19 protein-coding genes and 1 tRNA gene are annotated in these 25,142 nt (G+C 42.0%); 8 read left to right on the top strand and 12 right to left on the bottom strand.

Going from position 1 to position 25,142, the window contains the following annotated elements:
• Positions 1–174 precede the first annotated feature (174 nt).
• The 8 genes from JTN23_RS26000 to JTN23_RS08200 all read right to left on the bottom strand — a co-directional run bounded on the left by JTN23_RS26000 (position 175) and on the right by JTN23_RS08200 (position 10,525).
• Complete coding sequence (locus JTN23_RS26000; RefSeq protein ID WP_409049441.1) at positions 175–273, bottom strand: hypothetical protein; 99 nt, start codon at positions 271–273, stop codon at positions 175–177.
• 15 nt (positions 274–288) lie between these two features.
• Positions 289–747 carry a nucleotide exchange factor GrpE gene (grpE, locus tag JTN23_RS08230; RefSeq protein ID WP_247233757.1) on the bottom strand — a complete coding sequence of 153 codons (459 nt, stop codon included), beginning with the start codon at positions 745–747 and terminating at the stop codon, positions 289–291.
• Between the two features lie 6 nt (positions 748–753).
• Positions 754–1,032, bottom strand: coding sequence for a hypothetical protein (locus tag JTN23_RS08225; RefSeq protein ID WP_247233755.1), 279 nt, complete (start codon positions 1,030–1,032; stop codon positions 754–756).
• Positions 1,033–1,117: 85 nt separating this feature from the next.
• Positions 1,118–3,472 carry a hypothetical protein gene (locus tag JTN23_RS08220; protein WP_247233753.1) on the bottom strand — a complete coding sequence of 785 codons (2,355 nt, stop codon included), beginning with the start codon at positions 3,470–3,472 and terminating at the stop codon, positions 1,118–1,120.
• Positions 3,472–3,972, bottom strand: coding sequence for a LysM peptidoglycan-binding domain-containing protein (locus tag JTN23_RS08215; RefSeq protein WP_247233752.1), 501 nt, complete (start codon positions 3,970–3,972; stop codon positions 3,472–3,474). Before JTN23_RS08215 ends, JTN23_RS08220 begins: the two co-directional genes overlap by 1 nt.
• A gap of 9 nt (positions 3,973–3,981) precedes the next feature.
• Positions 3,982–6,174, bottom strand: coding sequence for an Hsp70 family protein (locus JTN23_RS08210; protein ID WP_247233750.1), 2,193 nt, complete (start codon positions 6,172–6,174; stop codon positions 3,982–3,984).
• Positions 6,175–6,617: 443 nt separating this feature from the next.
• The gene (locus JTN23_RS08205) at positions 6,618–8,015 is read right to left on the bottom strand and encodes an Eco57I restriction-modification methylase domain-containing protein (protein WP_247233748.1); all 1,398 of its coding nucleotides are present in this window, start codon (positions 8,013–8,015) and stop codon (positions 6,618–6,620) included.
• Between the two features lie 41 nt (positions 8,016–8,056).
• Positions 8,057–10,525: a DUF7149 domain-containing protein gene (locus JTN23_RS08200; protein WP_491630932.1), complete on the bottom strand. Its 2,469-nt coding sequence runs from the start codon at positions 10,523–10,525 to the stop codon at positions 8,057–8,059.
• 377 nt (positions 10,526–10,902) lie between these two features.
• On the opposite strand from JTN23_RS08200, the gene JTN23_RS25995 reads away from it, so the two are divergent.
• Both JTN23_RS25995 and JTN23_RS08195 read left to right on the top strand, forming a co-directional pair.
• Positions 10,903–11,085, top strand: coding sequence for a superinfection immunity protein (locus JTN23_RS25995; RefSeq protein ID WP_409049437.1), 183 nt, complete (start codon positions 10,903–10,905; stop codon positions 11,083–11,085).
• Positions 11,082–11,747, top strand: coding sequence for a hypothetical protein (locus JTN23_RS08195; protein ID WP_247233744.1), 666 nt, complete (start codon positions 11,082–11,084; stop codon positions 11,745–11,747). Before JTN23_RS25995 ends, JTN23_RS08195 begins: the two co-directional genes overlap by 4 nt.
• A gap of 65 nt (positions 11,748–11,812) precedes the next feature.
• On the opposite strand, the gene JTN23_RS08190 is transcribed toward JTN23_RS08195, so the two are convergent.
• From JTN23_RS08190 to JTN23_RS08185, 3 genes are all read right to left on the bottom strand, one after another.
• On the bottom strand, positions 11,813–12,916 hold the full coding sequence (locus JTN23_RS08190) for a phage/plasmid replication domain-containing protein (RefSeq protein ID WP_247233742.1): 1,104 nt from the start codon (positions 12,914–12,916) through the stop codon (positions 11,813–11,815).
• A gap of 28 nt (positions 12,917–12,944) precedes the next feature.
• Complete coding sequence (locus tag JTN23_RS25990) at positions 12,945–13,208, bottom strand: helix-turn-helix domain-containing protein (protein ID WP_409049436.1); 264 nt, start codon at positions 13,206–13,208, stop codon at positions 12,945–12,947.
• A gap of 754 nt (positions 13,209–13,962) precedes the next feature.
• Positions 13,963–14,036 (bottom strand) — tRNA-Ile (locus JTN23_RS08185).
• A gap of 116 nt (positions 14,037–14,152) precedes the next feature.
• Between JTN23_RS08185 and JTN23_RS08180 the strand changes: the two genes are divergently transcribed.
• The 4 genes from JTN23_RS08180 to lpxA all read left to right on the top strand — a co-directional run bounded on the left by JTN23_RS08180 (position 14,153) and on the right by lpxA (position 18,759).
• Positions 14,153–15,385 carry an HD domain-containing protein gene (locus tag JTN23_RS08180; RefSeq protein WP_247233740.1) on the top strand — a complete coding sequence of 411 codons (1,233 nt, stop codon included), beginning with the start codon at positions 14,153–14,155 and terminating at the stop codon, positions 15,383–15,385.
• 95 nt (positions 15,386–15,480) lie between these two features.
• Positions 15,481–16,518 (top strand): UDP-3-O-(3-hydroxymyristoyl)glucosamine N-acyltransferase, encoded by a 1,038-nt coding sequence (gene lpxD, locus JTN23_RS08175; RefSeq protein WP_247233738.1) that lies wholly within the window; start codon positions 15,481–15,483, stop codon positions 16,516–16,518.
• Between the two features lie 49 nt (positions 16,519–16,567).
• Positions 16,568–17,959: a bifunctional UDP-3-O-[3-hydroxymyristoyl] N-acetylglucosamine deacetylase/3-hydroxyacyl-ACP dehydratase gene (locus tag JTN23_RS08170; RefSeq protein WP_247233736.1), complete on the top strand. Its 1,392-nt coding sequence runs from the start codon at positions 16,568–16,570 to the stop codon at positions 17,957–17,959.
• Positions 17,956–18,759 (top strand): acyl-ACP--UDP-N-acetylglucosamine O-acyltransferase, encoded by an 804-nt coding sequence (gene lpxA, locus JTN23_RS08165; protein ID WP_247233734.1) that lies wholly within the window; start codon positions 17,956–17,958, stop codon positions 18,757–18,759. Before JTN23_RS08170 ends, lpxA begins: the two co-directional genes overlap by 4 nt.
• 244 nt (positions 18,760–19,003) lie before the next feature.
• On the opposite strand, the gene JTN23_RS08160 is transcribed toward lpxA, so the two are convergent.
• Positions 19,004–20,431, bottom strand: coding sequence for an amidohydrolase (locus tag JTN23_RS08160; protein WP_247233732.1), 1,428 nt, complete (start codon positions 20,429–20,431; stop codon positions 19,004–19,006).
• A gap of 238 nt (positions 20,432–20,669) precedes the next feature.
• Between JTN23_RS08160 and JTN23_RS08155 the strand changes: the two genes are divergently transcribed.
• Positions 20,670–21,296: an ABC transporter ATP-binding protein gene (locus JTN23_RS08155; RefSeq protein WP_247233730.1), complete on the top strand. Its 627-nt coding sequence runs from the start codon at positions 20,670–20,672 to the stop codon at positions 21,294–21,296.
• 72 nt (positions 21,297–21,368) lie between these two features.
• Entirely contained in the window at positions 21,369–25,061 is a 3,693-nt protein-coding gene (locus JTN23_RS08150; RefSeq protein ID WP_247233728.1) for a DUF7948 domain-containing protein, read from the top strand.
• The last annotated feature ends 81 nt before the right edge of the window (positions 25,062–25,142 follow it).

Genomic DNA, 25,142 nt, shown 5'->3' with positions numbered 1-25,142 from the left:
ACTAGTATATAAGTTAAAGTAATTGTCTGTTAGCAAATAATATTCCAACTACTACGTCAACAATGTTCCACATCTGAATGCCATGTGCGTTTTTAAAAATCGGTTGTGAAATAAAGCAAGTCCGACATAAATAATATTTTACGTGTGTCTGCTATGTTGGTGTGCATAATATGCTTAGATGGCAAAGTCATTTAGTCCTGCAAACATTACAAGATGGTAGTAACCGTATGGCATATTTACCAAACAGAGAAATAGTAGAAATGCAAAAAGTATTTTATATTTCTTTCATTAGTTTTTTACAACAATTATTTGTGCTGGCCTTATAAGCTCTTTTCCTCTGATATATCCATTTCTGATAACTGAAATTATTTCATCATTTTTTCTATTCATGTCTGTTTCTGTTTCTACAACTTCACAAAAACCTACAATTAGTCTTTTATCAGGAAATTCGATTTTAGTGATTCCGTGATATTGAAGAAGGCCCAAAAGCCTTTTGTGAATTGTTTTATATCTGCTTGTTGTTCTTTTTACCTCATCAATTTTGTTATACTCATTTTCAACAATCCATTCCTCAATGTTTTCGAAAGAATCAATGATGTCAATAATGTTCAGAGACATTTCTTTTAGTAAATCGCGCTTCTCGTTTTCTTTATGTTCAATCTCATTTTTTAAATAATTATTTGATTGAAGATTTTCGACAAATATTCGACTTAGTTGACTTTTAAGTAATTCTATATCATCTTTCATAAATATTTATTTTATTGATTCAAATGCGTTTTCATTCAAATCATTAGGTTTTATCTCTTGATAGGCAAGATTAGTTTGAATAATTTGTACTCTTCTAGCTTTTATCTTGGCCGGAAACATAAAGTCGGCAGCCAATCTTTTGGCAGGGTCAAGAAGCTGTTTTGCAGCAACTGCAATTTCTTGTAGGGGGTACTCTTTCTTTTTCATGGCAAACATTTGAGCTCTCATTATTTCAGCTTTATCAGCGTCTTGATTGATACCTAATATTGTATATGGATTTTTCATTACTTTAGTTTTTAAAATGGCACATCATCATCCAAATTTAACGGCTGAAGCAATTATCTTACCAATCGATTGAGTTAGTCGATTCCTAAACACTACCCAACTCTTTAAAATATGTTAAAACCTTCTTCATTTGTAAACCTTGAGAATTAAGAGAATGTCCTGAAAGGGTAGAAGCAAAACCATTATCTTCAAACAAAGAAATATCCACTCCTTTTGCTTTAAGTTGACTTAATATTTCTTTTCTGGTATTGCTCAGTTCACTACAATTTTGTTTGTATGTCAACGAAATATTGCTTTTTACCCAATCTAGTAATTTATAAATATCAATTGTTTTCTTTGTCCTATCATTAAGTATATCCAACAGGTTATACCTTATGAGAGTTATAAAGTTCTTGCAAATTCTAGGATTATTTGGCGAACGCAAATAAGCACCTTTCATCAATGTCAATGCTTTATAGTTATCTATTTTATTGTTATTAACTTGAGAAATACAATAACTTGTTACATAGTTTGAATATTGGTGCTTTAGTTTTTCATTATTGCTTGAAAATGCGATACATTCTTCCATTACAGGAATCAATGCCTCATTCTCATCATTTCTAGATATTTTATTTGCTATAGTGTTAAAAATACTATCTTCAACTGTAGTACTTATATTTTCAAATTTTTCAACCCATCCTTTATTTTCAATAGTGTTGAGCTTTTGTATTGTTATTGAATTTTCATCTACAATTGCAGATTTAATTCTCTCAATTATATTATTTGCAAAGAAATATTGATAAACTATTGATGATGTAGAGTTTTTAATATAAGGAACACCAGCTTCTAAAGCTTCTTCATTAGAATATTCTTCATAATCACTATCTAGTTCTTTTATAATTTCATTATTCAAACCATTTGAGATTGCGAAATGTGGTGTTGGGAACAAAATATCAGCTTCAATAATATTTACTACTTTCTCTAAGGACTCCTTCTCTTTATCGTAAAAGTCATTGATTAAAATTGATAATTGATGGTCTTTGATTTCTTTGTGTATAATTGTCTCGAACTGTTGTAAGAGTTCTCTTTGTATTGCCCCAATTGAAATATTACTTTCAGATATTTCGTCATAATTTACATTATCGGGTACCTCATCGTGTTGGTAATAATTTGAACCAATTGATTCTGCTAAACTGAAAGTATAATTATCATCCCATGTTGTATTTTCTAAGGATTTTAAAATTACATTATCAGAGTATACAGAAGTCAACCATCCTGAAATAACGTATTTGTAATTTTTTTCATTTAGCAATCCTTTAGAAGCATAACCATAACAACAAATTCCTAAGTCTTTCAAAAGCTCTGGACTTTCCCAGAATTTTGGATATTTTTGTATTAGGTCGATGGCGTTTCCATATTGCTCGATGGAAATATAATTTGTCAATAAACGATTAAATAAAGTTGGTTTTATAGCTAAAACTTTCTCAGAAAGTTCAAGGTCAATAGGTTTCAAGTCCGAGATGATTGAATCAAGGCTATTATAGAAAGTGCTTATTTCCTCTGTACTTAAAGAATTTGAATAAAGTTGTTCAATTTTAAGGTTGATTAGACTAATTTGATTTATTGCATTATTTACTTTTTCTGCTTTTAAAATATCTTTCAATTTTTCTATATCTGAAGATTTGAAATTCAAATGTGTAGAAATAACATTTGCTGCTTGTTTATATTCTCCATTCTTCAATAGATAAACTGAATACCTATAAAATAAATCCTTCTGATATTCCTTATCAGACTTTTGAACTTCTGAAATATCTTGAAGGTCAAAGCTTTCATTAAGTTTTAGCCGACAAATAGAAATTCTTGTAATTGTATTGTGCTTAATGGTTGTATTATTTGATTCTTCTGAACATTTTATAGCCTTTTTGTAAACCTGAATAGCTTCTGGATATTTATTTGACTTCTCTTTTTCAATGGCTTTTTGAAAATAGCTTTCTGATAATTGATTAAAGTGTTTGATTTTTAAAATGTTAAAATCGGCCTCTAACCCCTTTTTGATAGCGTTATCAATGAATTTGATGTTTAGGTTGAGTTTATCAATATCTCCCTTGGTTTCTTCATATTGTATTTTAGCGATTTCGAATAGTGTTTTTGCTTCAATATTCTCAAAATTTGCAATTGATTTAGAATTGTTTATTCTTTTCCTTAATGTTAAAATCTCATTGTACGCTTTTATTTTTTCCGAGTTTCCTTTTAGACCTTGTCCAAGTATTAATTTACATTCCGCAAATTTTGCAGGCGCATCATTATGTTTGTCAAAAATTCCATTAAGTACATTGATTGCCTCAATGTAATTTTTGGCATTGAAATGAGCTTGTGCCTTTTCAAACTTTGTGTTAGGCAGGGATTGGTATATCAAATAACCTATTATACCTAAGATTATAAGTACAATTACTACTTCCATTAGTCCTGTGTAATTTTGATTAATAGAATTTGCCCGACTTTAAGCGTGTAGGGCTGCTCGAGTTTATTTTCAGCTTCAATTTGCTTATACCTATTTCCATCACCATAGAAAAATTGAGCAATTTTGTAGGGGTAGTCGCCTTTCTTCACAACGTATTTTACAGTTGCTTCTTTGCTTTCAATTTCATGAAGTTCTTCTTTTGGTTTCTCTAAATTTACTTTATTACTTGTCAGAGTTGAAATACTGTCAATTAAAATAATGTTTGTGGCAAGAATTTCTTTTCTATCAATGTTTGATTCAATGAACAAGCCTAAAAACAAAATAGCCAAAAGAGACACTCCTACTAAGGCGTATGTTCCAAATCTCCCTTTTATCGGTGTTGAAATAGAGTTTAAAAGCAAGAAAGCCTTTAGGTCTGAATTACATTGGGGGCAGACAACTTCGCTTTTTGTGTAATCAGGTAAGCCGGCTTTATTGCAAACTGGACAATTATGATTCATAATTTATGTTTATTTTCTAAGATGAATACTTCCTCCTAAATCAAAACCGCCTGAACTATACTTGTCTCCTATTTCAATTGCTTCATCAAGCAATTCAAAGGCTTGTTCTTTTCTTCTGTTTCTAAAATGGTTAACTATTTGGTCGTGCATTTGCAACAATTTAAGTCCGTCACTCGGATTCTGTTTTGCTGCATTCTCAGAGGATATTTTTACAGTAAATAATGTAATCAAAGTTGGATATTCATCTGTTATTGCCTTTAGTTTTTGCATTGCCTGAATTTTTTCTACAGGGTCATCATCGTTTTTAACAATTGTTAATAGGGATTTCATTCTATTTGTGACATCTGAACCAACTAAGTCTGGATATTCATTTATTAGGACTGTCGCAAATAGAATAGCCAATTGGTCTTCATCTACTGAATCTGATATTTCACCTGCTCTTTCATAAATAGTGAATATTGCTGTACCTATTTCATCCCACTTATCCGAATCATGATTATCTGTGCCAAGGCTATTAATTTGCTCAATTTCCTTTTTAGCAGATTTGAAGACATACTCTCTTTGAGCCTCTGTATAATCAGAACTTAATATTTTTTCAAGCGAATTTGATAATAAGTCAAGAGTTTTTGAATCTTTATTTCCCCTTGCAAGGACGATGTTTTTGCCTTTCGATTTGTTACTTCTAGGGTAAGCTTTAACTTCGAACACTTCATCGATTCCTAAAGTGAAATCAAGTACAATATCACTACCCAATGGTAAATCTTCTTCAATAGTAAAAAAGCCCATTGTCTGTTTTTCTTTTTCTCCGCCTTCAACATCAGCGTAAATTCCAACTTTTACAACTTTTTGATTGTTGATTGTGGTTTTATAATTTCTCAAAACATTACAAGGAAGAGGTAATTGTTTTTCTATTATTTTATCATAATCATCTTTGAGTTCTATAAAATAGTTATGGTTTGTACTATACGAAATTTCAGCTACGGCGATTTCGCCATCTAATGGCGGTTCATATTCATCACCAAGTCTGTGGGATAAAATTCCTGCTCCTTCCGCTATGGCAAGCATTGGCTTCTCAGAAACTTTAATCTTTTCACTTCCATATTTTTTAGAAAGCATTTCTTTTATCAGAGGAATGCAAGAAGTACCACCAACTAAAAGTATATTGTCAATCATAGACATATCATATCCAACTTCTTTAAGCAGGTTTTCAATGAGTTCAATACTCCTTTCAATAAATGGCTTTGCTAGTTTCTCAAACTCTTCTCTCTTAATGGTAATATCAAAATCAATCCATTCTCCATTTTCATCTTCGAAACCGTCCATAATAAGCTGAGCACTCATTGACGAACTTAGTTGAATTTTTATATTTTCTACATTGTCTCTAAATTGGGCATCAAATTGATACCTTTTTCTCTGGTCTAATTTCTCAATTAAAGCATCGATATTTTTAATCTTATAGTCGGCAGAGATTCGCTTTAAAATGTGTACTTGTAAAGCTCTATCCAAATCATCACCGCCAAGCCAACGGTCGCCACCAGTTCCTGCTTCCATATATTGCCCATCAACAATATTTAGAATCGAAAGGTCAAAGGTTCCACCTCCAAAATCATAAATCAATACTGTTTTCGCATCACCTGCCTTTAAATTATCTACTCCGTATGCTATCGCAGCTGCTGTGGGTTCAGCCAACAATTTTTGAACCTTTAACCCAGTAAGTTGTGCTGCAATTCGTGTTGCATTTTTTTGTTTTTCTGTAAAGTATGCAGGTACAGTTATTACAGCGTGTGTAACTTCGTCGCCCAACTTTTCTTCGGCATCACGTTTTAGTTTCTTTAAAATTTCTGAACTTAATTGTTCAGGTGTGTACTGCTTGCCACCTAGAATTACTGCAACGGCATCTTCTGTTCCACCTTTTAACGTAGTAATCCCAAACTTATAATAAGGGCTTTCAATCATATCCTGAACCATCTTGTCCTTAATTGCACCACCCATCAATCTCTTAACTGAAAGAATGGTGTTTATTGGGTCGGTTTTTAGCAATTGATATGCTGTTCTTCCAACTAAAATTTCGTCTTTTCTTAGTCCAATACACGAACGAGTTAGTTCTTCATTCTCCTTATTTCGAATAATTTTTACACTTGTGTCTTTGAAAGCTATTACCGAATTACTGGTTCCAAGGTCTATACCGATTGCTTTTTTCATAATTTTAAATTGTTATTTGATTGACGAGTTGAATTTATTTGGTGCGTTGACAATAAAAGGCTCTTTTGATTTTGCGAAGGGTCAGCTTGTGTTCGGGCAAAACCAAAAGAACCATTTATTGGGCTGGCTAAAATTGTTCTTAAAAATGTATGTTGAAAAAAATAAAAATACATAAGCGTTGGCTTTTGGGTCCGCTGTCTGTTGGTTCATTTACCCTGTCACATAATGAATATTTCTGTCGTTCATTCTTGCTAGTTCGCCTTTTAGGCTTGCAGGTAACTCATAAATATGCGAATGTTTTGCTGTACTTTTTGTATTTATTTGGTCGATTCACGTAATCTATATCACTTTACTTAACGTGGTTATTTATAACGTTACCCTTATCAACGACACCTCCATTACCAAATTAAGTTATGGTATTTATGGCTAGATTCCTTAACACATCAAGGTTTAATTATATTTATCTCATCTTGAGAAAGGTTATACAATTCATAAACTAACTTATCTATCTCAGCTTCCAAATGGCTTACATCTGAATTAGGGTTTGTTTTCTTTGTAGAAATAATCTTATCTACAAGTGTAACAATAGGCTTCGCTTGTTCAGTTGTAGCCTTTGGAATGGGGATTTGCTTGAAGTAGTTCCATATTAGTTGATAACCATTTTGGATAGCTGTACAGTACTTTGAAATTAACCACCAGCCCATATTAGAATTTAGTATTGCAAGCAAAACTTTATCGGCTTTTGTTATTACCCACATTGAATCATTGCAATAAACCCCCTCCTCATCATAAATAAAGCATGGTTTCACTTGGAATTTTCGATACATAATTTTTGGCTTGCTAAATTCCTCGTAATAATCACAAGCTCTTAGCTCCCACCAATAGTCTCCTTTATCACCTTTAATAATAGCTTTTTCCTTATACTTTGCCAGATACTTGTATATACTAGGATAAGTATTTTCAAACCAAGCTTCAGCATCCGCTCCTTCTCGCATATCATTTGATATTCCTTTTTGAAAAAGAATCAAGTACTTATTTGGCACAGGAATACTATATCTTTTAATGTCTCTACCTAACATAAAAGGTCTAAGTATTCCTATTTCATCTTCTCCATTTTCTATGATTTGCTTCTTAGTTTCTTTATCAACAACAAATGCTTCAGTTAATCCCGTTAATACACCTCTAAAAGCTTTTTCCTCTACATATTCTGACAAAGGTATATAACCTGTTTTAAGCCTACTGAGAAGCCTTTGCTCTTCATCTGATGAAACTACCCATGTTTCATCATTTAACTCCTCTACGCTTAAAGAAATGGCCTTTCTATCCACATAATTTCCAAATCCATTTTCAAAGATTAATGTATCAACTCCAACAGATATGAAACTATTGACTGATGCACCCTTTGATACACTTATGATACAAGGGTATGTAGTAGCTTCATCAAATACCTTCAGGTCTCCAAAATCAATAATTGATTGTAACTGATTTGTTAGAAGGTAGCTCCTAAGTGGTTTACCATAGCCTGCCTGCATCCTTTTATTAGGCATTATATAGGAAAATTGACCGCCTGGCTTCAGAATACTCATTCCACGCTCTACAAAGAATACATAAAGGTCTGTGGCTCCTGTATAAGTTTGGTAGTTAGCCTTCAGGTAAGGTTTTTGACTACTAATCTCTTCCTGTCTTATGTAAGGGGGGTTACCTATCACAATATCAAAGCCTCTGTAGTCTCCTTTTTCATCCAATACTTCTGGAAACTCAAAACGCCACTCAAAGGAACCTTTGTAGATGGAATTGTTCTCTATGCTTTCAATTTCCTGCTCCTTTTGGGCAATGAGCATATCAAGCCGCTTCTTTTCAACCTTTGCCAGCTTCTCATCTACTAACTTACCTCCAAAAAGGTCAATATTAAGGAACCTTTGTAGATGGAATTGTTCTCTATGCTTTCAATTTCCTGCTCCTTTTGGGCAATGAGCATATCAAGCCGCTTCTTTTCAACCTTTGCCAGCTTCTCATCTACTAACTTACCTCCAAAAAGGTCAATATTATTGTCCAGTAGCATCCGTTGGCCTCTGAGGTCGGAAAGCTTTTTCCTTCGTGGGTCTCTGTTTACCACTGATTGCCTGAACTGCTCCTTTATCTCATTGATGAAATTCAGAAGCTTAACTTTGGCCTCCTTACTCTTGGAATCTTTATAGGCCTGAACCGTATTCTTGTAGGTGGTAATGTTAAATTTCTGTTTCTCGAATACTTCACGTAAATTTTCAGTCAGGCTGTATCTACTCAACAGGCTGTTTCCCTGTTTGATATTTATATCAATGTTAGGCAGGGTTTCAAGCTCTTGGAAGAGACTTTGGCTTGTGTAGTAGGAATTCTTCAACAATTCAATCCAAAGCCTTAAGCGGCAAATTTTGACTGAGTTGGGATTGATGTCAACGCCAAACAGGCAATTCTCAATAAGGCTCTGTTTTTGATGGAAAAGCGTTTCCTGTACCCGTTGTACCTCAGGGTTTACTTTTCCATTGGATAAGACTTTATATTCAAATACCTCTTCTTCTGTATCCCTTATGATTAGCTCATCATTAACTATATCAATGGAGTACCCTTTTAAACGTCTGCCGGTTTGGTCTGCCAGTATCCCTAGCTTACATTTTTGATAGATAAGCTCATTGAGAGCCGAAACAAGGAAATGTCCTGAACCTACAGCCGGGTCACAGATTTTCAGGCTATCAAAGATGGTATTAGCCTCCTGAATATCATCAATCTTGTTATAAAGCTCATCCAGACTAGTACAGCTCCATCCTTTTACTTCTTTGAACTTTTGAAGAATAGCCCTTCTGATAGTTTCCCTGCTCATGTATTCGGTGATAAAAGCAGGCGTATAGAAAGAACCGTCTTTGTACCCGTTTATCTTCTCGAATATTAAACCAAGTACAGAAGCACTGATAAGCTCTTTGTTCTCCTCAATAATATCTTCCTTGTTCTCTGAGGAAAAATCATAGGCATCCAAAAAAGCAAACAGATAGTGGAGAGTACCTATCTGCTTGAAGTTTTTGTAGTAAGGGTTTTTCCTGAGAACTGAATTTTTGGGTAAGGGTACAGTAAGGGTATTATCCAGACTGTTAATACGGATAGTATCATCCTCCAGAGGGGAAATGTCAAAAAGGGAACTATTCAGGTAGGGTACATTGCCAAACTGTTTTCTAATGGCCTCACTCCTTTCCTGTGTAGGCCTTGCCAGTACCTGAAAGAAGAGCTTATTCAGTACATCATAATCCTTGATACACCGTTCATTGAGGAAACCGTAGGCTGTGTTGCCACTATGGTACTTTAAGAGCTGTGCCTCCAGTAGCTTTAAAAACAGAATCCGGTTAATCCAAGTAATTGTAAGTTCTAAGGCTACATTGAAGTATTGTTCATCCTTTCTTACTCCGTAGCTTAGAAGGTCTCCTATGTGGCTTAAACGGCCCTCTGTATCCAATGTACAGATGGTGTTCTCTATTAAGGAACCTTCGTCCCGTTGTTGCTTTCTTCTGATTACTTTTTTTCCTGCTTCTTTGGCCTCTTCAAGCCCTATGATATACAACAGCTCTGAATAGAACTTATCATTTAGCTTGTTGGCATCCGTAGCAGAAGGTAGTTTCAGCAGATGAACAGGTGAAAAGACTTTATAAAGCCCAATCAGTCTTTTATCATCTTCCTGATTATCATTCTCTATCTCTGTTCTGTAAGTGCGAATGTCAAAATGGGTGAAAGGCACCTCCTCTTCAAGCTTATCAATGGCTACTTTGGCAATATCCCGGTAAAAGCCTTCATTGTTAGGGTTTACCTTTCGTCCTTCCTGCCATGCCTTGAATTCCTTAACCAAAAAGCTGTTATTGAAAAACAACCGTTCAAATAGCTGAGCATCAAAGATATACCATTCGTATATGTTCGTAATGACAAGATGAGTGATACTGGTATTGTTGTGATTTAACCTTTCTCTGAGATAGTACAGCAAAAGCTCATGCATGGCCTTCGTGTTGAGATTGGTACGGGAAACCATTTCAGAATGATTTTTAGGTCTTTTGACCTCAAACAATACTCCAACAGGTGAAGTAGCTTCCTTGCCTAGATGTACTACAAAATCAGTTCTACCCTTTGTAGCTATCAGATAGTCATTCCTGTAATAGGTATTCTTCAGGAAGTCCATCAGGTGAATTTTTACATTCTCCTCACTTTCTTCCTCATTAATCAAGGTAGTAAACTTTTTTATATTACCCTTAAACAGCTCAACCTCTGCACGTTGAATCCGAGCAAGCTTATAGGATTTAGTAAGGGATTGGAGTATGGTGGAAGGTTTGGTAATCACAGGGTCAATATCATATTGTTAGACTGCTTTAAATTTAATTAACTTTTTTAAAACTCTACAATTTCTAAAAGGTAAAATATTACCTTAAAAAAGGGATTAGTAACCATATCTTTCTTTTTTTTCACATAATAGCTTTATATGTATAATCATTCAATTTTTAATCAAGAAATCGATGTTCCCCTACCGTTGGATAAATTTTTAACCGTTAAATAAATTTTAATTGCATATAAATAGAAAATTGTAAAGGAAATATGTTCCTTAGCAACTTTAGATTACTTAACAATGAAGCTTATTAACTACTAACTTTATTTGTTAAGACAATATTTGCTTTAATATATTTATATTCATATCTTCAAATTTCTCTAAACTTCATAACTATGGAAGCAATAATACTTTTACTAGTCGTTATGTTTTTTTATTTCATTCCAACCATTGTAGCCTCATCTAATGGAAAGACAAATACTACTTCTATATTTTTATCAAACCTGTTTTTAGGCTTTACATTCATTGGTTGGGTCGTGGCATTGATTTGGGCCACAAAAAAAGATAATGTATTATGAAGAATACGTTACTTTTAATAGTATTTCTATGTTCATGCATTGTATTGATAATCATTTCACAGAAAGATTTTGATATCAATGAAATAGGATTAAACAAACTATTATTTTGGAAGAATTCGTTGAAAGGCAAAAAGTTATATAAAATTGATTACACAATAAAAGAAGATGTTACTGAACTAGGCTATTTTGGAGTCTGTGCATTAGGAGAAATAGAATACCACTTCATTAATGAAGAAATAGTAGAAGTAACGCCTAAAGCATTTTATTCTACTATGGAAGTCCCTGAAAATCTTAGAGGATATATGAGAGATATACTGTTTGATGCTATCAATAAGGCAATTAACGAAGGATTGAATTTAGACACCAACTCAATAAAAACAAAAAAATATAATTATTATTATAAAGACAATAAACTAAATGTAATTGGACTAAATGATACTATAGTCACACTAGTTGAACTTAAAGATTTATATAGTGGCAATAATGGAGATGTATATTTTAAAAATTCATTACTAAAAATGACTAACAAAGATAAAGAAGAAAGAATTAAGATGTTGATTGGCAATAAAGTGTTAAAATTAAGTATATCAAAATTAGTATCAAGTGAGACACTTCCTGAAAATGTAACGAGTAAGTCAATAAGCAATTCCATATTAGAATAAACAACAAATTCTAAAACACTGTTATAATAACAAAAGAGGGATACTAATTTAGTATCCCTCTTTTGTTATCTTAGTTGGCTTAGAGAGTTTGTGAGCATCTCCTCAGCCAATCTTTTCAATTCCAATACATAGTTACTTTCTCTTGAAAACTTTTCATCATTGAAGATTTCAGCGATTTTAGTTTTGCAATTTGAAAGGTTTGTATTGTTTAAATAGTTCCCTATATTCAATCTTTCTAATTCATTTAATAAGAATTCATATCCTCCACCATGGCATGTTGCCCTCATCAAAAGATATGATTTGATATCTTTCCAAGTGTATGACCTCCCAATATCCTTTAAATCTTTAACAATCTCTTGACTAGTACTTATACTTGAGATTAAGTCATACCATATTTTGCAAGATTTTTCATACCCTTCTTTACTATAAAGGTCTTGAGCTAAAAATATATTATTATTCTGAAGATGACAAGATTCGCTTTTCAAAGATGCTTCAACTCTTAAAAGATTAGGCTTTCCTGTTAACTCTTCTAAGAATAACCTACCTACCTTTCCAACTTCCTTATATTTATTGTAAAACTTAAGTATGGCACTTCCATTTGTAAATGAAAGTGTATCAGCACTAGTAGCAAGTCTAGTTTTATAACTTAAATTTAAAAGGAATGGGTAATACACTTTCGGCTCAGAGCTTGTAAATAAATTAGCTGTTATATCTAGTCTTCTTAATGAAGCTTCGCTTAAATCCATATTAAATACACTTGATAGACTATCAAAGGCAAGCTGAATTTCTTTAAACTTTAATGGAATAGAATTAAGAAGTTTATCTGATGGCAAACTATGCTTTGCTACAGCTCTATTATAATACTTTGCAAGGCTTAAATCAATATAGAATTCATTCCTAATTTCATTGACAGTAACTTTCGTCCCTTCAAAGAAGTAATCATCACCAAAAATTAAATTACTTTTATTCTTTGCCACCCCTTTAAAGTTTCCTAATGCTTCAACTTTAGATTTAATATTATAAAAATTATTTTGCCCTGAAGGTTTCAAGGTCAACCCAATAGTGTCATAGAAAATAACATTGGGCAAAAAATTCTCGGAAAATCTGTACTTACTATTAGATATTTTCTCAGCTACCATTTTTAACAATTTAAGGTTCAAAGTTAACATACTATTCTAGTTGCTTAGTAAGCATATATCATGCGTACTGTGATAACCTAAATTCCTGAACTTGCTCATCCATTGTCAAAACGCGTCCTGAATCCATATAGTCAATTAAATCCTGCTCAATAAAAAAGTAGCGGCCGTTTAAATAATAATGTTTAATTGAACGTTCGTATACTCTTCTTCTGAGCGTCCTCTCTGATATTGCCAAATAAAGAGCTGCCTCCTTCAATGATAGATATCTTCTATTAATGTATACTAAACAGGTATTACCTTTTTTAACTGTTACATTTTCCATGATTACTAACAGGTTATTAATTAAACGATATGACCCTTCCACTTGTAAATCTTATACAAACTTCTGAAACGTTTCGATGCAAAGTTCTTATGTAGATTTGAAAAGGACAAATCGTTAAACTGACCGCTGTATTGTGACCAAAGCACAGCTTTTTTAATTAAAAAACTAAGTCCAACTCATTTTCAGTTAAAATTTGAAAAAAAACTTAAATTGTGAATCTAAAGGCTGTTTTTGATTAATTCTGGCATTTTTCTCGAAGGCACACTCCTTAAAATATTTATATCCCATCAGCAGCAATTCAATTGATACAAAATCGTAGCTATAGAAAAATATCTTTACTATACTATATAGGTTCTTTAATAAATTATATTTTATTCGAATTTCTTCAATTAAAAAAGAAGGTTGAAGAGAATACTTCTATTTGAGATTCTCTTCAACCTTCTTCCTGATATGAAAATCTAGTTTCAGGCTTGAACTAGTTTTTGGTACTATTCGAAGAAATCATTTTGGGCTTATGGTGATGCCACTCTTACATCATAGAATAGCATATTGATGAAGATAAACTAGATTTTGTGATTGATGCTTGAGAATTATAGGCTACTATATAGGAAGACCGGAATATAGTTCACCCACTTTGAGAGGTTTGACACTTCTATCCTTTGTTGCACTTGCTTTGCCACATTTACATTGCAAATTATATGCAAATAAAAAAAGCACTTACAAGTTTTATCTCATAAGTGCTTGATTTTCAACGTGGGCCCACCAGGGCTCGAACCTGGGACCACCTGATTATGAGTCAGGTGCTCTAACCGACTGAGCTATAGGCCCGGACTCTTATCGAGTTTTCGTGTGCAAAATTAGTCATTCATAACAATTCTCCAAAGCATCTGTTGACAATAATATTTGTGTCCGCTCCCGGATTGTTACTTTTGCAAAAAAACGCCTTGAATAAAAGAAAGATAATCAACGATCCGGTCTACGGATTTATTAATATCCCTTCCGACCTGCTCTACGATCTGGTGGAGCACCCTTACTTTCAGCGGCTGCGGCGGATCAGGCAACTCGGCCTGGCTGAGTATGTGTACCCGGGCGCGCTGCATACGCGCTTTCACCATGCGTTGGGGGCTATGCACCTGATGGGTCTGGCCATGCGCAGCCTGCAGGACAAGGGCCACATGATCTGGGAACCGGAGTGTGAGGCGGCGCAGGCAGCTATCCTGCTGCACGACATTGGCCACGGGCCTTTCTCCCACGTACTGGAAAGTACCCTGCTCTCCAACGTAGCACACGAGCAGGTATCGCTGCTGCTCATGCACGACCTCAACCGCCAGCTCCACGGCCGCCTCGACCTGGCTATTCAGATGTTCGAGGGGACGTATCCGCGCCAGTTCTTTCACCAGATGATATCCAGCCAGCTGGACATGGACCGTATGGACTACCTCAACCGCGACTGCTTCTACACGGGCGTGACCGAGGGAGCCATCGGAGCCGACCGGCTCATCAAGATGCTTGACCTGAGCAAAGACCGGCTGGTGGTGGAGGAAAAAGGACTGCTCAGTATCGAAAACTTCCTGAACTCACGCCGACTCATGTACTGGCAGGTGTACCTGCACAAAACCTCGCTCTGTGCCGAGGCTATGCTCTTCCAGATTATCCGCCGGGCCCGCGAACTGACGGAGCAGGGGCAGGAGCTGTTTGCTACGCCGAGCCTGGCGCTCTTCCTCAAAAACAAGATCACCTTTGACGACTTTGTCAGCCAGCCCGAGTACATGATGGCCTTTACCCGACTCGACGACTACGATATCTGGACGTCAATAAAGGTATGGGCGCAGCACGATGATCTGGTACTTTCCACCCTGAGCCGAATGCTGCTCGACCGCCGGCTGTTTAAGGTCCAGTTTCTGGAAAACCCTTCCGATGAGGCCATTGTAGGCCCTCTGCGTGAAGAACTTCTGCGAAAAGGCATCCCCGAAGAGCTGTTGTCGTACTTCCTGGTAGAAGGCCAGACTACCAACGCGGCTTACGTGGAAGAGGGAGAACAAATTAAGATAAAACTCAAAAAAGGTAACGTAGTGAATATCACGGAGGCTTCGGACCTGCCTACCATAAAAGCGTTGAGTAAGATTGTGCGTAAGTATTACGTATGTTGGGCTAAAAATGTATCTTTGCGCCCATAGCTAGCCGTCTGATTTTTGATGATCATCCGAAGTTGACACTTCCGCTTTGAACCAATCTTATCGTAACGGCAACACCACAATCAGCAAGATTTAGTATGGAATTTACTGTCAGGCAAATAGCCCAGATGCTTAACGGAAAGGTCGTAGGCGATGATACCGCCTTGATCCGTTCAGCAGCTAAAATAGAAGAAGGGCAGCCCGGTTGTATCTCTTTTTTAGCCAATCCCAAGTACGAGCCTTACATCTACAGCACGCAGTCAACAGCCGTCATCGTAGACAAAAGTTTTGAACCCCGCCAGGAGGTAGCTTCCGCTCTTATTTATGTAGATAATGCCTATCTGGCATTTACCATACTACTTGAAGAGTACCAGAAACTGACCGCCCAGGGAAAGCGGGGAATAGAGCAGCCCAGCTACCTGGGAGAAGGCAGCACCATAGGCGAAAACGGATATCGGGGGGCCTTCTCTTACATAGGCAACAACTGCACACTTGGCAACAACGTCAAGATCTACCCCAATGCCTACATCGGCGACGAGGTTACCATCGGTGATAATAGTGTCATTCATCCGGGAGTGCGTATCTACGCCCGTACCGTAATCGGCCGCAACTGTACCATCTTCGCCAATGCCGTGATCGGTAGCGATGGATTTGGCTTTGCTCCCCAGCCCGATGGCTCGTATAAAACTATCCCCCAGCTGGGTAATGTCGTTCTGGAAGACAACGTAAGTATAGGAGCTAATGCTACTATTGACTGCGCTACCATGGGGTCTACTATCATCCGGCAGGGCGCTAAGCTTGACAACCTGGTACAGATAGCCCATAACGTAGAAGTAGGAAAAAATACCGTAATTGCAGCGCAAACAGGTGTATCGGGCTCTACCAAGATCGGTGATCAGTGTGTCATAGCCGGACAGGTAGGCATAGCCGGACACCTTACCCTGGCCAACCGTACCAAGATTGGTGCTCAGTCGGGTCTGGGCAAATCGATCAAAACCGAAGGCCTGTCACTGAGCGGCTCCCCTGCCTACGACCTTAGCTCGCACCTACGGGCCCTGGCCTCGCTTAAGCGTCTGCCCGATATGGAAAAACGCCTGCTGGAACTCGAGCGCGCACATCAGCACACTGAAAAATAGGGCTATGCCCCTCTACTATAGTTATTGATTGTAGTTTTATACAACACGAATGAACGAAAAACAACAGACCATCAGGAAAGCCGTGTCAGTGTCGGGCGTAGGCCTGCATACGGGTGTTACGGCCACGATGACTTTCGTACCAGCCGCCGCCAACCACGGTTATAAATTTCAGCGCGTAGATCTGCCCGGGCAGCCTATCGTAGACGCCGACGTTGATAATGTAGTAGATACCTCCCGGGGTACTACCATTGAACAAAACGGGGCTCGTATTAATACGGTTGAGCACACGCTGGCGGCACTGGTGGGCCTTCAGATAGATAACGTACTGATCCAGCTGGACGGTCCCGAGCCTCCAATCATGGATGGTAGTTCCATTCAGTTTATTGAAGCTCTTGAAGAAGCCGGTATTGAAGAGCAGAATGCCTACCGCAACTACTTCGAAGTACCTGAGTACGTACACTATAAGAACGAGGAGAAAGGCATCGAGATGGCGGCTCTGCCCCTGTCGGACTACCGCCTGACCGTGATGGTCGACTACAATTCCAAGGTGATCAGCAGCCAGCATGCTTCCCTGAACAGCATCAGCCTGTTCAAGCAGGAGATTGCCCGCTGCCGTACGTTCTGTTTCCTGCATGAGCTGGAAATGCTGCACAGCCAAAACCTGATCAAGGGTGGAGACCTGAATAATGCTATTGTGATCGTAGACCGTGAGGTTAAGGATGACGAGCTGGACCACCTGGCCAAGTTGCTCAACAAGCCAAAGGTGAGCGTCAACGAAACCAAGGGCATCCTGAACAACGTTGACCTCCACTACCCCAATGAGATGGCCCGCCACAAGCTGCTGGACCTGATCGGAGACCTGGCGCTGGTAGGCCGTCCGCTGAAAGCGCAGATACTGGCAGCCCGCTCCGGCCACGCTGCGAATGTGGAGCTGGCCAAAAAAATCAAAAAGCTCATCAAGGCTAGCAAGGACGATATTCCTCAGTATAATCCTAACAAGGCTCCGGTACTGGACATCAGCCAGATATCGCAGATCCTGGCTCATCGGTACCCCTTCCAGCTGATTGACAAGATCATTGCCCTTGACGAATCAAGCGTGGTAGGTATCAAGAATGTGACCATGAACGAGCAGTTTTTCGTTGGGCACTTCCCCGGTAACCCGGTCATGCCGGGCGTACTGCAGCTGGAAGCCATGGCCCAGACGGGCGGTATCCTGGTACTGAGCACCGTACCCGATCCCGAAAACTACTGGCCCTACCTGATCGGTATCGAAAATTGTCGCTTCCGCCGCAATGTAGTACCCGGTGACACAGTTATTTTTAAGTGCATATTTACCTCCCCCATGAAACGCGGCATTGTCAAGATGAGTGGACGCGGCTACGTAAGTGGTCAGCTGGTATGTGAAGCAGACATGATAGCAAGCCTTGTAAAGAAAAAATGATACAACCCCTAGCATACATTCATCCCGAAGCGAAGATCGCCCGTAACGTCGTGGTGGAGCCTTTCGCTATGATTCATAAAGATGTTGAGATAGACGAAGGTACCTGGGTAGGATCGCACGCCGTGATCAACGAAGGAGCCCGGATCGGCAAGAACTGCCGGATATTTCCCGGAGCGGTTGTATCAGCCATTCCTCAGGACCTCAAGTACAATGACGAATATACGCTCACCTTTATAGGGGATAATACTACCATTCGTGAGTATGCAACTATCAGCCGGGGTACTGAGCAGCACTGGAAAACCGAAGTCGGTAGCAACTGCCTCGTAATGGCTTATGCCCACATCGCACACGACTGCGTAGTAGGTAATAACTGTATCATTGGCAATAACGTACAGATGGCCGGCCACGTACATGTAGGCGACTGGGCCATAGTGAGTGCTATTAGTGCTATCCACCAGTTTGTCAAGATCGGTACGCACGTCTTTATATCGGGAGGCTCGCTGGTTCGTAAGGATATTCCTCCTTTCACCAAGGCCGCGCGTGAGCCTATCTCGTATGCCGGTATCAACTCCGTAGGCCTCCGTCGCCGTGGATATACCAACGAGAAGATCACGGAGATACAGAATGTGTACCGCTACATCTACATGAAGGGCCTCAACAACGCCGAAGCACTTAACCTCATCGAACTGGAACTACCAGCTTCTGATGAGCGTGACGAAATCGTCAACTTCATCCGTACCTCTGAGCGTGGCATCATGAAAGGCCCCCACCAAGTAAGTACCAGCGAAGCAACGGAATAAACAATGACCAGTGACCAGTTATCAGTGACCAATGGAGGTTAGCTATCATTGAATAAGCGCTGATTAGCATAGATAATAAAAGAAGAATCCGCCAGGTACTACATTGGTAGTCTTAGCGGATTCTTCTTTTATACACCAGGCTTTCCTGACCAAGGTATGATACAAGAAAGTACTTACCCTGCAAAAAAACTAGTAGCTACCACTCAACATTAAACATTGGTCACTGGTCACTGATCATTGGTCATTACTTCCGGTAGTCCAGGGCGGGAGGGCGGTTGCCTAGCAGGGCTTCGTATTTAAAGCTTTTGCCTCGCTTCTGCTCAAACTCGGCTTTGGCTTCACTGAGTACCTTCGGGCTCTGGAATAGCTCAATAGCCGTGAGTGCCAGCGTCTGGGCGGCTACCATCATTCCTTTGCGTCCTATGCTGGTGCCTCCGGCCGCTACGGCCTGCCAGCTGTGCGCGGCCGTACCCGGTACCCAGGTAGCTGTACGCAAGCCCACGGTAGGTACCGTCCAGCTTACATCCCCTACATCGGTAGAGCCCATACCGGTACGCTCCATGGCATAGGGCTGAATAGTAGTAGCCGAATTAACATCCGGTGCACCGGCTCCAAATGATTGCTGGATCTGCCGAGCAAAGGCCATTTCGGATTCATCGTACTTTACTCCGCCTACTTTTCTGAGGTTAGCATCCATGACTTTGGCCAGGGCATCCAGCGGTAACAGCTCGTGTACCCCGCCAATAATTTCGTGCTCCACGCTGGTACCCGTACCCATGGCCGCGCCCTCTGAGGCTTTCACCATCCGCGCCCAGATATCTTTTACGACGTCCCGGTTTTGGTGACGTACGTAGTAGTACACTTCGGCAAAGTCAGGTACTACGTTAGGGGCCTTACCTCCGTTTGTGATGACGTAGTGGATACGGGTGTCGGAAGGTATGTGCTCGCGCATCATATTCACCATGAAGTTCATGGCTTCTACCCCATCCAGCGCCGAGCGTCCCCGCTCGGGAGCACCAGCCGCGTGGGCCGCTACCCCTCTGAACCGAAACTTGGCCGAAATATTAGCCAGTGACGAGCTGGCACTGGCGCTGTTGTCGGCGCTGGGATGCCAGTGCAGTACCGCATCCACTCCGTCAAACAGCCCGGCCCGCACCATGTACACCTTGCCTGAGCCGCCTTCCTCCGCCGGAGTACCATACACCCGCACGGTACCGGGACGCTTGCTGGTAACGAGCCAGTTTTTGGTAGCGATGGCCGACGCCACCGAACCTACCCCGAACAGATGGTGCCCGCAGGCATGTCCGGCCTCTCCCTCCCTGATGGGCTTGCGGGTGGGCTGAGCCTCCTGCGAAAGTCCCGGCAGAGCATCGTACTCTGCCAGGATACCAATAACCGGCTGTCCTTTCCCATAGGTAGCCACAAAGGCCGTAGGAATACCGGCCACACCGGCCTCTACGGTAAAGCCTTCCTTTCGCAGCATATCCTGCAGCAGGGCGGAGCTTTTTTCTTCCATATAGCCTACCTCGGCAAACTTCCAGATCTGCTGGGCGGCCTCGCCGTACTGCATTTCTTTTTGACGCAACTCTTTCAGTACTGATTCGGTAGGAGCTTGTGCCGATACCGACAGCGAGGTTACTAAGGCGGCCCCTAGTAGCCATGTACTCTTCATCTTCATACAAGTAGTATATAGTTAGTTTAGGTATTTACAAGAGAGCAGTGACCAATGCCCGGTCGATAGCTGCGAATTAACAGATTTATCGCCCTTATTTGCCACAAGAGAAATCCGTCACACGTACTATAAAGTAGATTAAGCGGCTTCTTCATGTAGGTTTAACGGTCTAAAATAAGGAATCTCCGTAACTTCACGGCTGGATTTTCACAACTTTGACCCTATTCCATTCAGTATAGTGCAGATTATAGCAAAAGAAGCAGGCAAGAAATTCGTGACGGAGTGGATCGTCCGGCGGGTCAACCTCGACCTGCATACCGGCCAAAGCTACACCTTTGTCGGTCCCAACGGTAGTGGTAAGTCTACCCTGATTCAGCTCCTGACGGGTAGCGTACCGGTTACGGAAGGTACCGTTACCTACCGGATGGACGACGGCAAAGAGCTGGACATAGACAACTGGTACAAGCATATCGTACTGGCAGCCCCCTACCTGGAAGTCATTGAGGAATTTACCCTGCGCGAGCTGGTTGAGTTCCACCGCAAGTTCAAGCCTTTTAAGAATGGTCTTTCGGCGGCCGACTTTGAAGATTTTGTACAGCTCTCGCACACCCGCCACAAGGTGATCCGTCACTTCTCGTCGGGTATGAAGCAGCGGGTACGGCTGGGCCTGGCGTTCCAGTCGGATGTGCCGGTGGTGTTTCTGGATGAGCCTACTTCTAACCTCGACGCGCAGGGGGTGCAGTGGTACCTCGACAACGTCATCAACCTGACCGACCAGCAGTTGGTCGTAATCGGCTCCAATCAGCCGCAGGAGTACGAGTTCTGTAAAAATATCATTTCGGTTTCCGGGTTCAAACAGAAGTAGTTCCAACCTTCCGCCCTCCTTTTAGGTCTGACATGTGTATATTGGCAAAACGGTTGAGTCAAATAGATTTCTATGAAAAAAACTTTACTACGTTTTGGTCTGATAGGCTTACTATTCTGGTGTACGATAGGGGGAGTGATAGCCGAAGGCTTACGTTTTATCCAGAACCGGGGACAGTGGGATCGTGAAGTACTGTACCGGGCCGAGCTTCCCGGCGGCTTTTTGTACCTGAAAAAGCAGTCGCTGGTGTATGTACTCTACGATGCCCGGCAGGTATCCGCCCGGCACGCCAACACGCCTCTGCCGGAGGGAAATGACCGTACCACCCCCGCTACCATACAGGCCCACGGCGTTGAGGTCCGGTTCGAAGGCAGCAACTCCACCGTCACCCTCACCAGCCTCCATCCTCACTCCTCCCGCTACAGCTACTTTCTCGGCACCGATCCTTCCCACTGGGCTAGTGATGTAGCCGCTTTTGGTGAAGTTATCTATAAGAACCTCTACCCCGGCATTGACCTGCGGGTATTCGCGTACCAATCCACGCTCAAGTACGAATTCATTATTCAGCCCGGCGCGGACGCGTCGCGTATCCGGATGCTGTACGAAGGAGCTACCGGACTATCGACCAATGAACACGGGCAGGTAGTCGTAGAAACCACCGTAGGCCAATTCAAAGAAGCCAAACCCTATTCGTTTCAGGAGGTGAATCAGCGGACCAAGGAGGTAGAAAGCCGCTTCGTACTGGAAGGAAAGAAGCTCCACTTTGCCCTGCCCAAAGACTACGATCACACGCAGCCGCTAACCATTGATCCCGAGTTGATTTTCTCCTCCTACTCAGGTTCGCAATCCGACAACTGGGGCCACACCGCTACCTACGACGAAGAGGGACACCTGTACTCGGGCGGTACTGTATTCGGGAGCAGTTTCCCTGTCACCATTGGAGCTTACCAGGTACAGTTCAAAGGCATGGTAGATGTAGCCCTCATGAAGTTCAGTCCGGATGGTACTAAGCTCCTTTACGCTACCTTTTTGGGCGGCGGGGGCACCGATATCCCCAACAGTCTGATCGTCAACAGCAAGGGCGAACTGCTGGTCTACGGTACTACGGCTTCGCTTAATTTCCCTACTTCTGCCTCCGCCTTTCAGAAATCGTTTGGCGGCGGAGCGGGTATCGTACCCATCAGCGGGCTGGAACTCACCAACGGCAGTGACATTTTCGTTACGAAACTGAGTAATGACGGACGGCAACTGCTGGCCTCTACCTACGTAGGCGGCAAGGGCAACGATGGACTCAGTAGCGTCAATACGGTCGTAATCCGTAACTACGGCGACAGCTTCCGGGGCGAAATCGTAGTGGATAAAGATGATAATGTATTGGTAGTATCTTCAACCAACTCCGATAACTTCCCCCTCCAGAACCCCGTACAGGATCAGCTCAAAGGAAATCAGGATGCGGTGGTTATGCAGCTATCACCCGATCTGAGCGCGCTGCAGTGGAGCACCTACTTTGGAGGCAATGGTTTTGATGCCGCCTTTTCGCTGAAGCCCACGGCCAACGGCGACCTGTACATTACGGGCATTACCAAAAGCTCCGATCTGCCCGTAGCCACGGGTACTTACAAAGGTGCCCTGGGTGGCCCCGAAGATGCCTTCGTAGCCCGCTTCAAAGACCGCAAACTGGTACAGGTCAGCTACCTGGGCACCGACGAAGCCGACGGCGCCTACCTGCTGGACCTGGATCCCAGTGGCAATGTACACGTACTGGGCCTTACCCGCGGCAAGTACCCCATTACATCTGGCGTGTACAGCACGGCCAACAGTGGCCAGTTTATCCACGCGCTGGACCCTACGCTATCGCGCACCATTTTCTCGACGGTAATTGGTTCCGGGCGCGGCATCCCCGACATTTCACCTACTGCTTTGCTGGTCAATGAATGTGGCAATATTTATATAGCCGGATGGGGAGGTGCGGTCAACGTAACGACCAATCATAACACCGCCAGTAGTACCAACGGCATGCCCGTCACGCAAGATGCCCTGCAGCGCACTACCAACGGCAGTAACTTCTACGTAGCTATACTGGAATCCGGAGCCAAGGCACTATTGTATGGTACCTACTTTGGGAGCGTGAGCCACCCCAACCCCGACCTGGACCGGGGCGACCACGTCGACGGGGGCACCAGCCGCTTTAACAAGAATGGTGTGATCTACCACGCTACCTGCGCCTGCGGCGGTACGCGCTTCCCCACTACCCCCCAGGCCTGGTCGAAGACCAACCAGAGTGCCAACTGTAACAACGCCGCCTTCAAAATAGACATCGACCTGCTCAAAGCTGACTTCGACGTATACGAAGGTACCAGGAAAGACGTGGTACAGGGCTGCGCGCCGCTGGCGCTCAACTTCGTCAATACCAGCGAGGGAGGCGTAGAGTACATCTGGCAGGTTAATGGCAACGGCTTTTCCCGTGATGCCAAGGAGGCAGCCTATACTTTCGAAAGAGCTGGTGAATATACCGTTACCCTACAAGCCTTCAATCGCCTTACCTGTAAGCGCGTAGATATTGCTACCCGGAAGATCAAGGTCACCAGCCTGAATGTACTTATTGATGGCGATACCACGGTATGTAAAAACAAGCCGGTCCCACTCAGCGTCTCCGGCGGTACCCAGTACAAGTGGACTCCCGCCATCGGACTCAGCAATCCTGTCGGTACTAATCCTATCGCTACCGTAGCGGAGACTACCAAATTTGACGTAGAAGTAAAGGATGAGTCGGGCTGCGTAGTAACTAAGAGCGTCACCGTCACCATCGACGACAGCAAGGCAGACTTTGTGGCCAGTCAGGATACGACCATTTGTGCCGGACAGGCGGTGGTGCTGAATGTAAAAGGCTCCGCCCAGAGCTATAGCTGGTCGCCGCCAACTACGTTAAGTGGCACCAACGGCAATCAGGTTACTGCCAAGCCGGGCCAGACCGTCACCTATACCGTAGAAGGCGCGTACGCCGATGGCTGTCGCCCTCAGAAACAGATCACCGTGACCGTCAGCGACGACAAGCCTGACTTTGCGGTAACGCCCGATACAATGGTGTGCGCCGGACAGGCGGTGGTGCTGCATGCCTCCGGCAAGGCCGTCAAGTACAACTGGTTCATGGAGAATGCTTCCGCCCCTACTACAGGTACTTCTATTACCGTCAATCCTACCAAGACTACCACCTACCTCGTCGAAGGGGAGTATGCTGATGGCTGCCATCCGCAGAAAAGGGTAACTGTACAGGTAGACCGTACTTATGAACCTGCCTTTGAAATAACGCGCTCGGGAGCCGCCTGTAACGAAGCCGTTACGTACCAGTTTCTGAACCGGACCGCCAACGCTGAGCGCTACGAATGGAATATGGGAAGAGGCACCGGATTTACCAGCCAGAACGTGGAGGGGATGGTATACGACCCACCGGGTTCCTATACCGTAACCCTGACCGCTTACAACCGCGCAGGCTGCTCACTAACCGTAACCCAAAACCTGATCGCCGAGCCGCCACTCATTCTGCCCAACGTCATTACACCCAACGGCGACGGCAAGAATGACACCTTTGTGGTACCCGTAGCCAACTCCGCCCTCGAAATCTACAACCGCTGGGGCAAGCGCATGCTACGTACCGACGACTACAAAAACGACTGGGGTCCCAACATCACCAACGGCACCTACCTCTACGAGATCACCACCCCCCAGGGCAGCCGCTGCAAGGGCTGGGTACAGGTACTGGAATGATTTGATGTAGAGACCTAAAATTTTGCGTCCCCGCTTGGCCAATTTTTCAATGATATGCGTTATTAAAATAAGTGGCTAAAC

The sequence above is a fragment of the Telluribacter roseus genome (genome assembly GCF_017355915.2).
Classification (GTDB): Bacteria; Bacteroidota; Bacteroidia; order Cytophagales; family Spirosomataceae; genus Telluribacter.
This window is presented reverse-complemented; position numbering and strand designations above follow the sequence as displayed.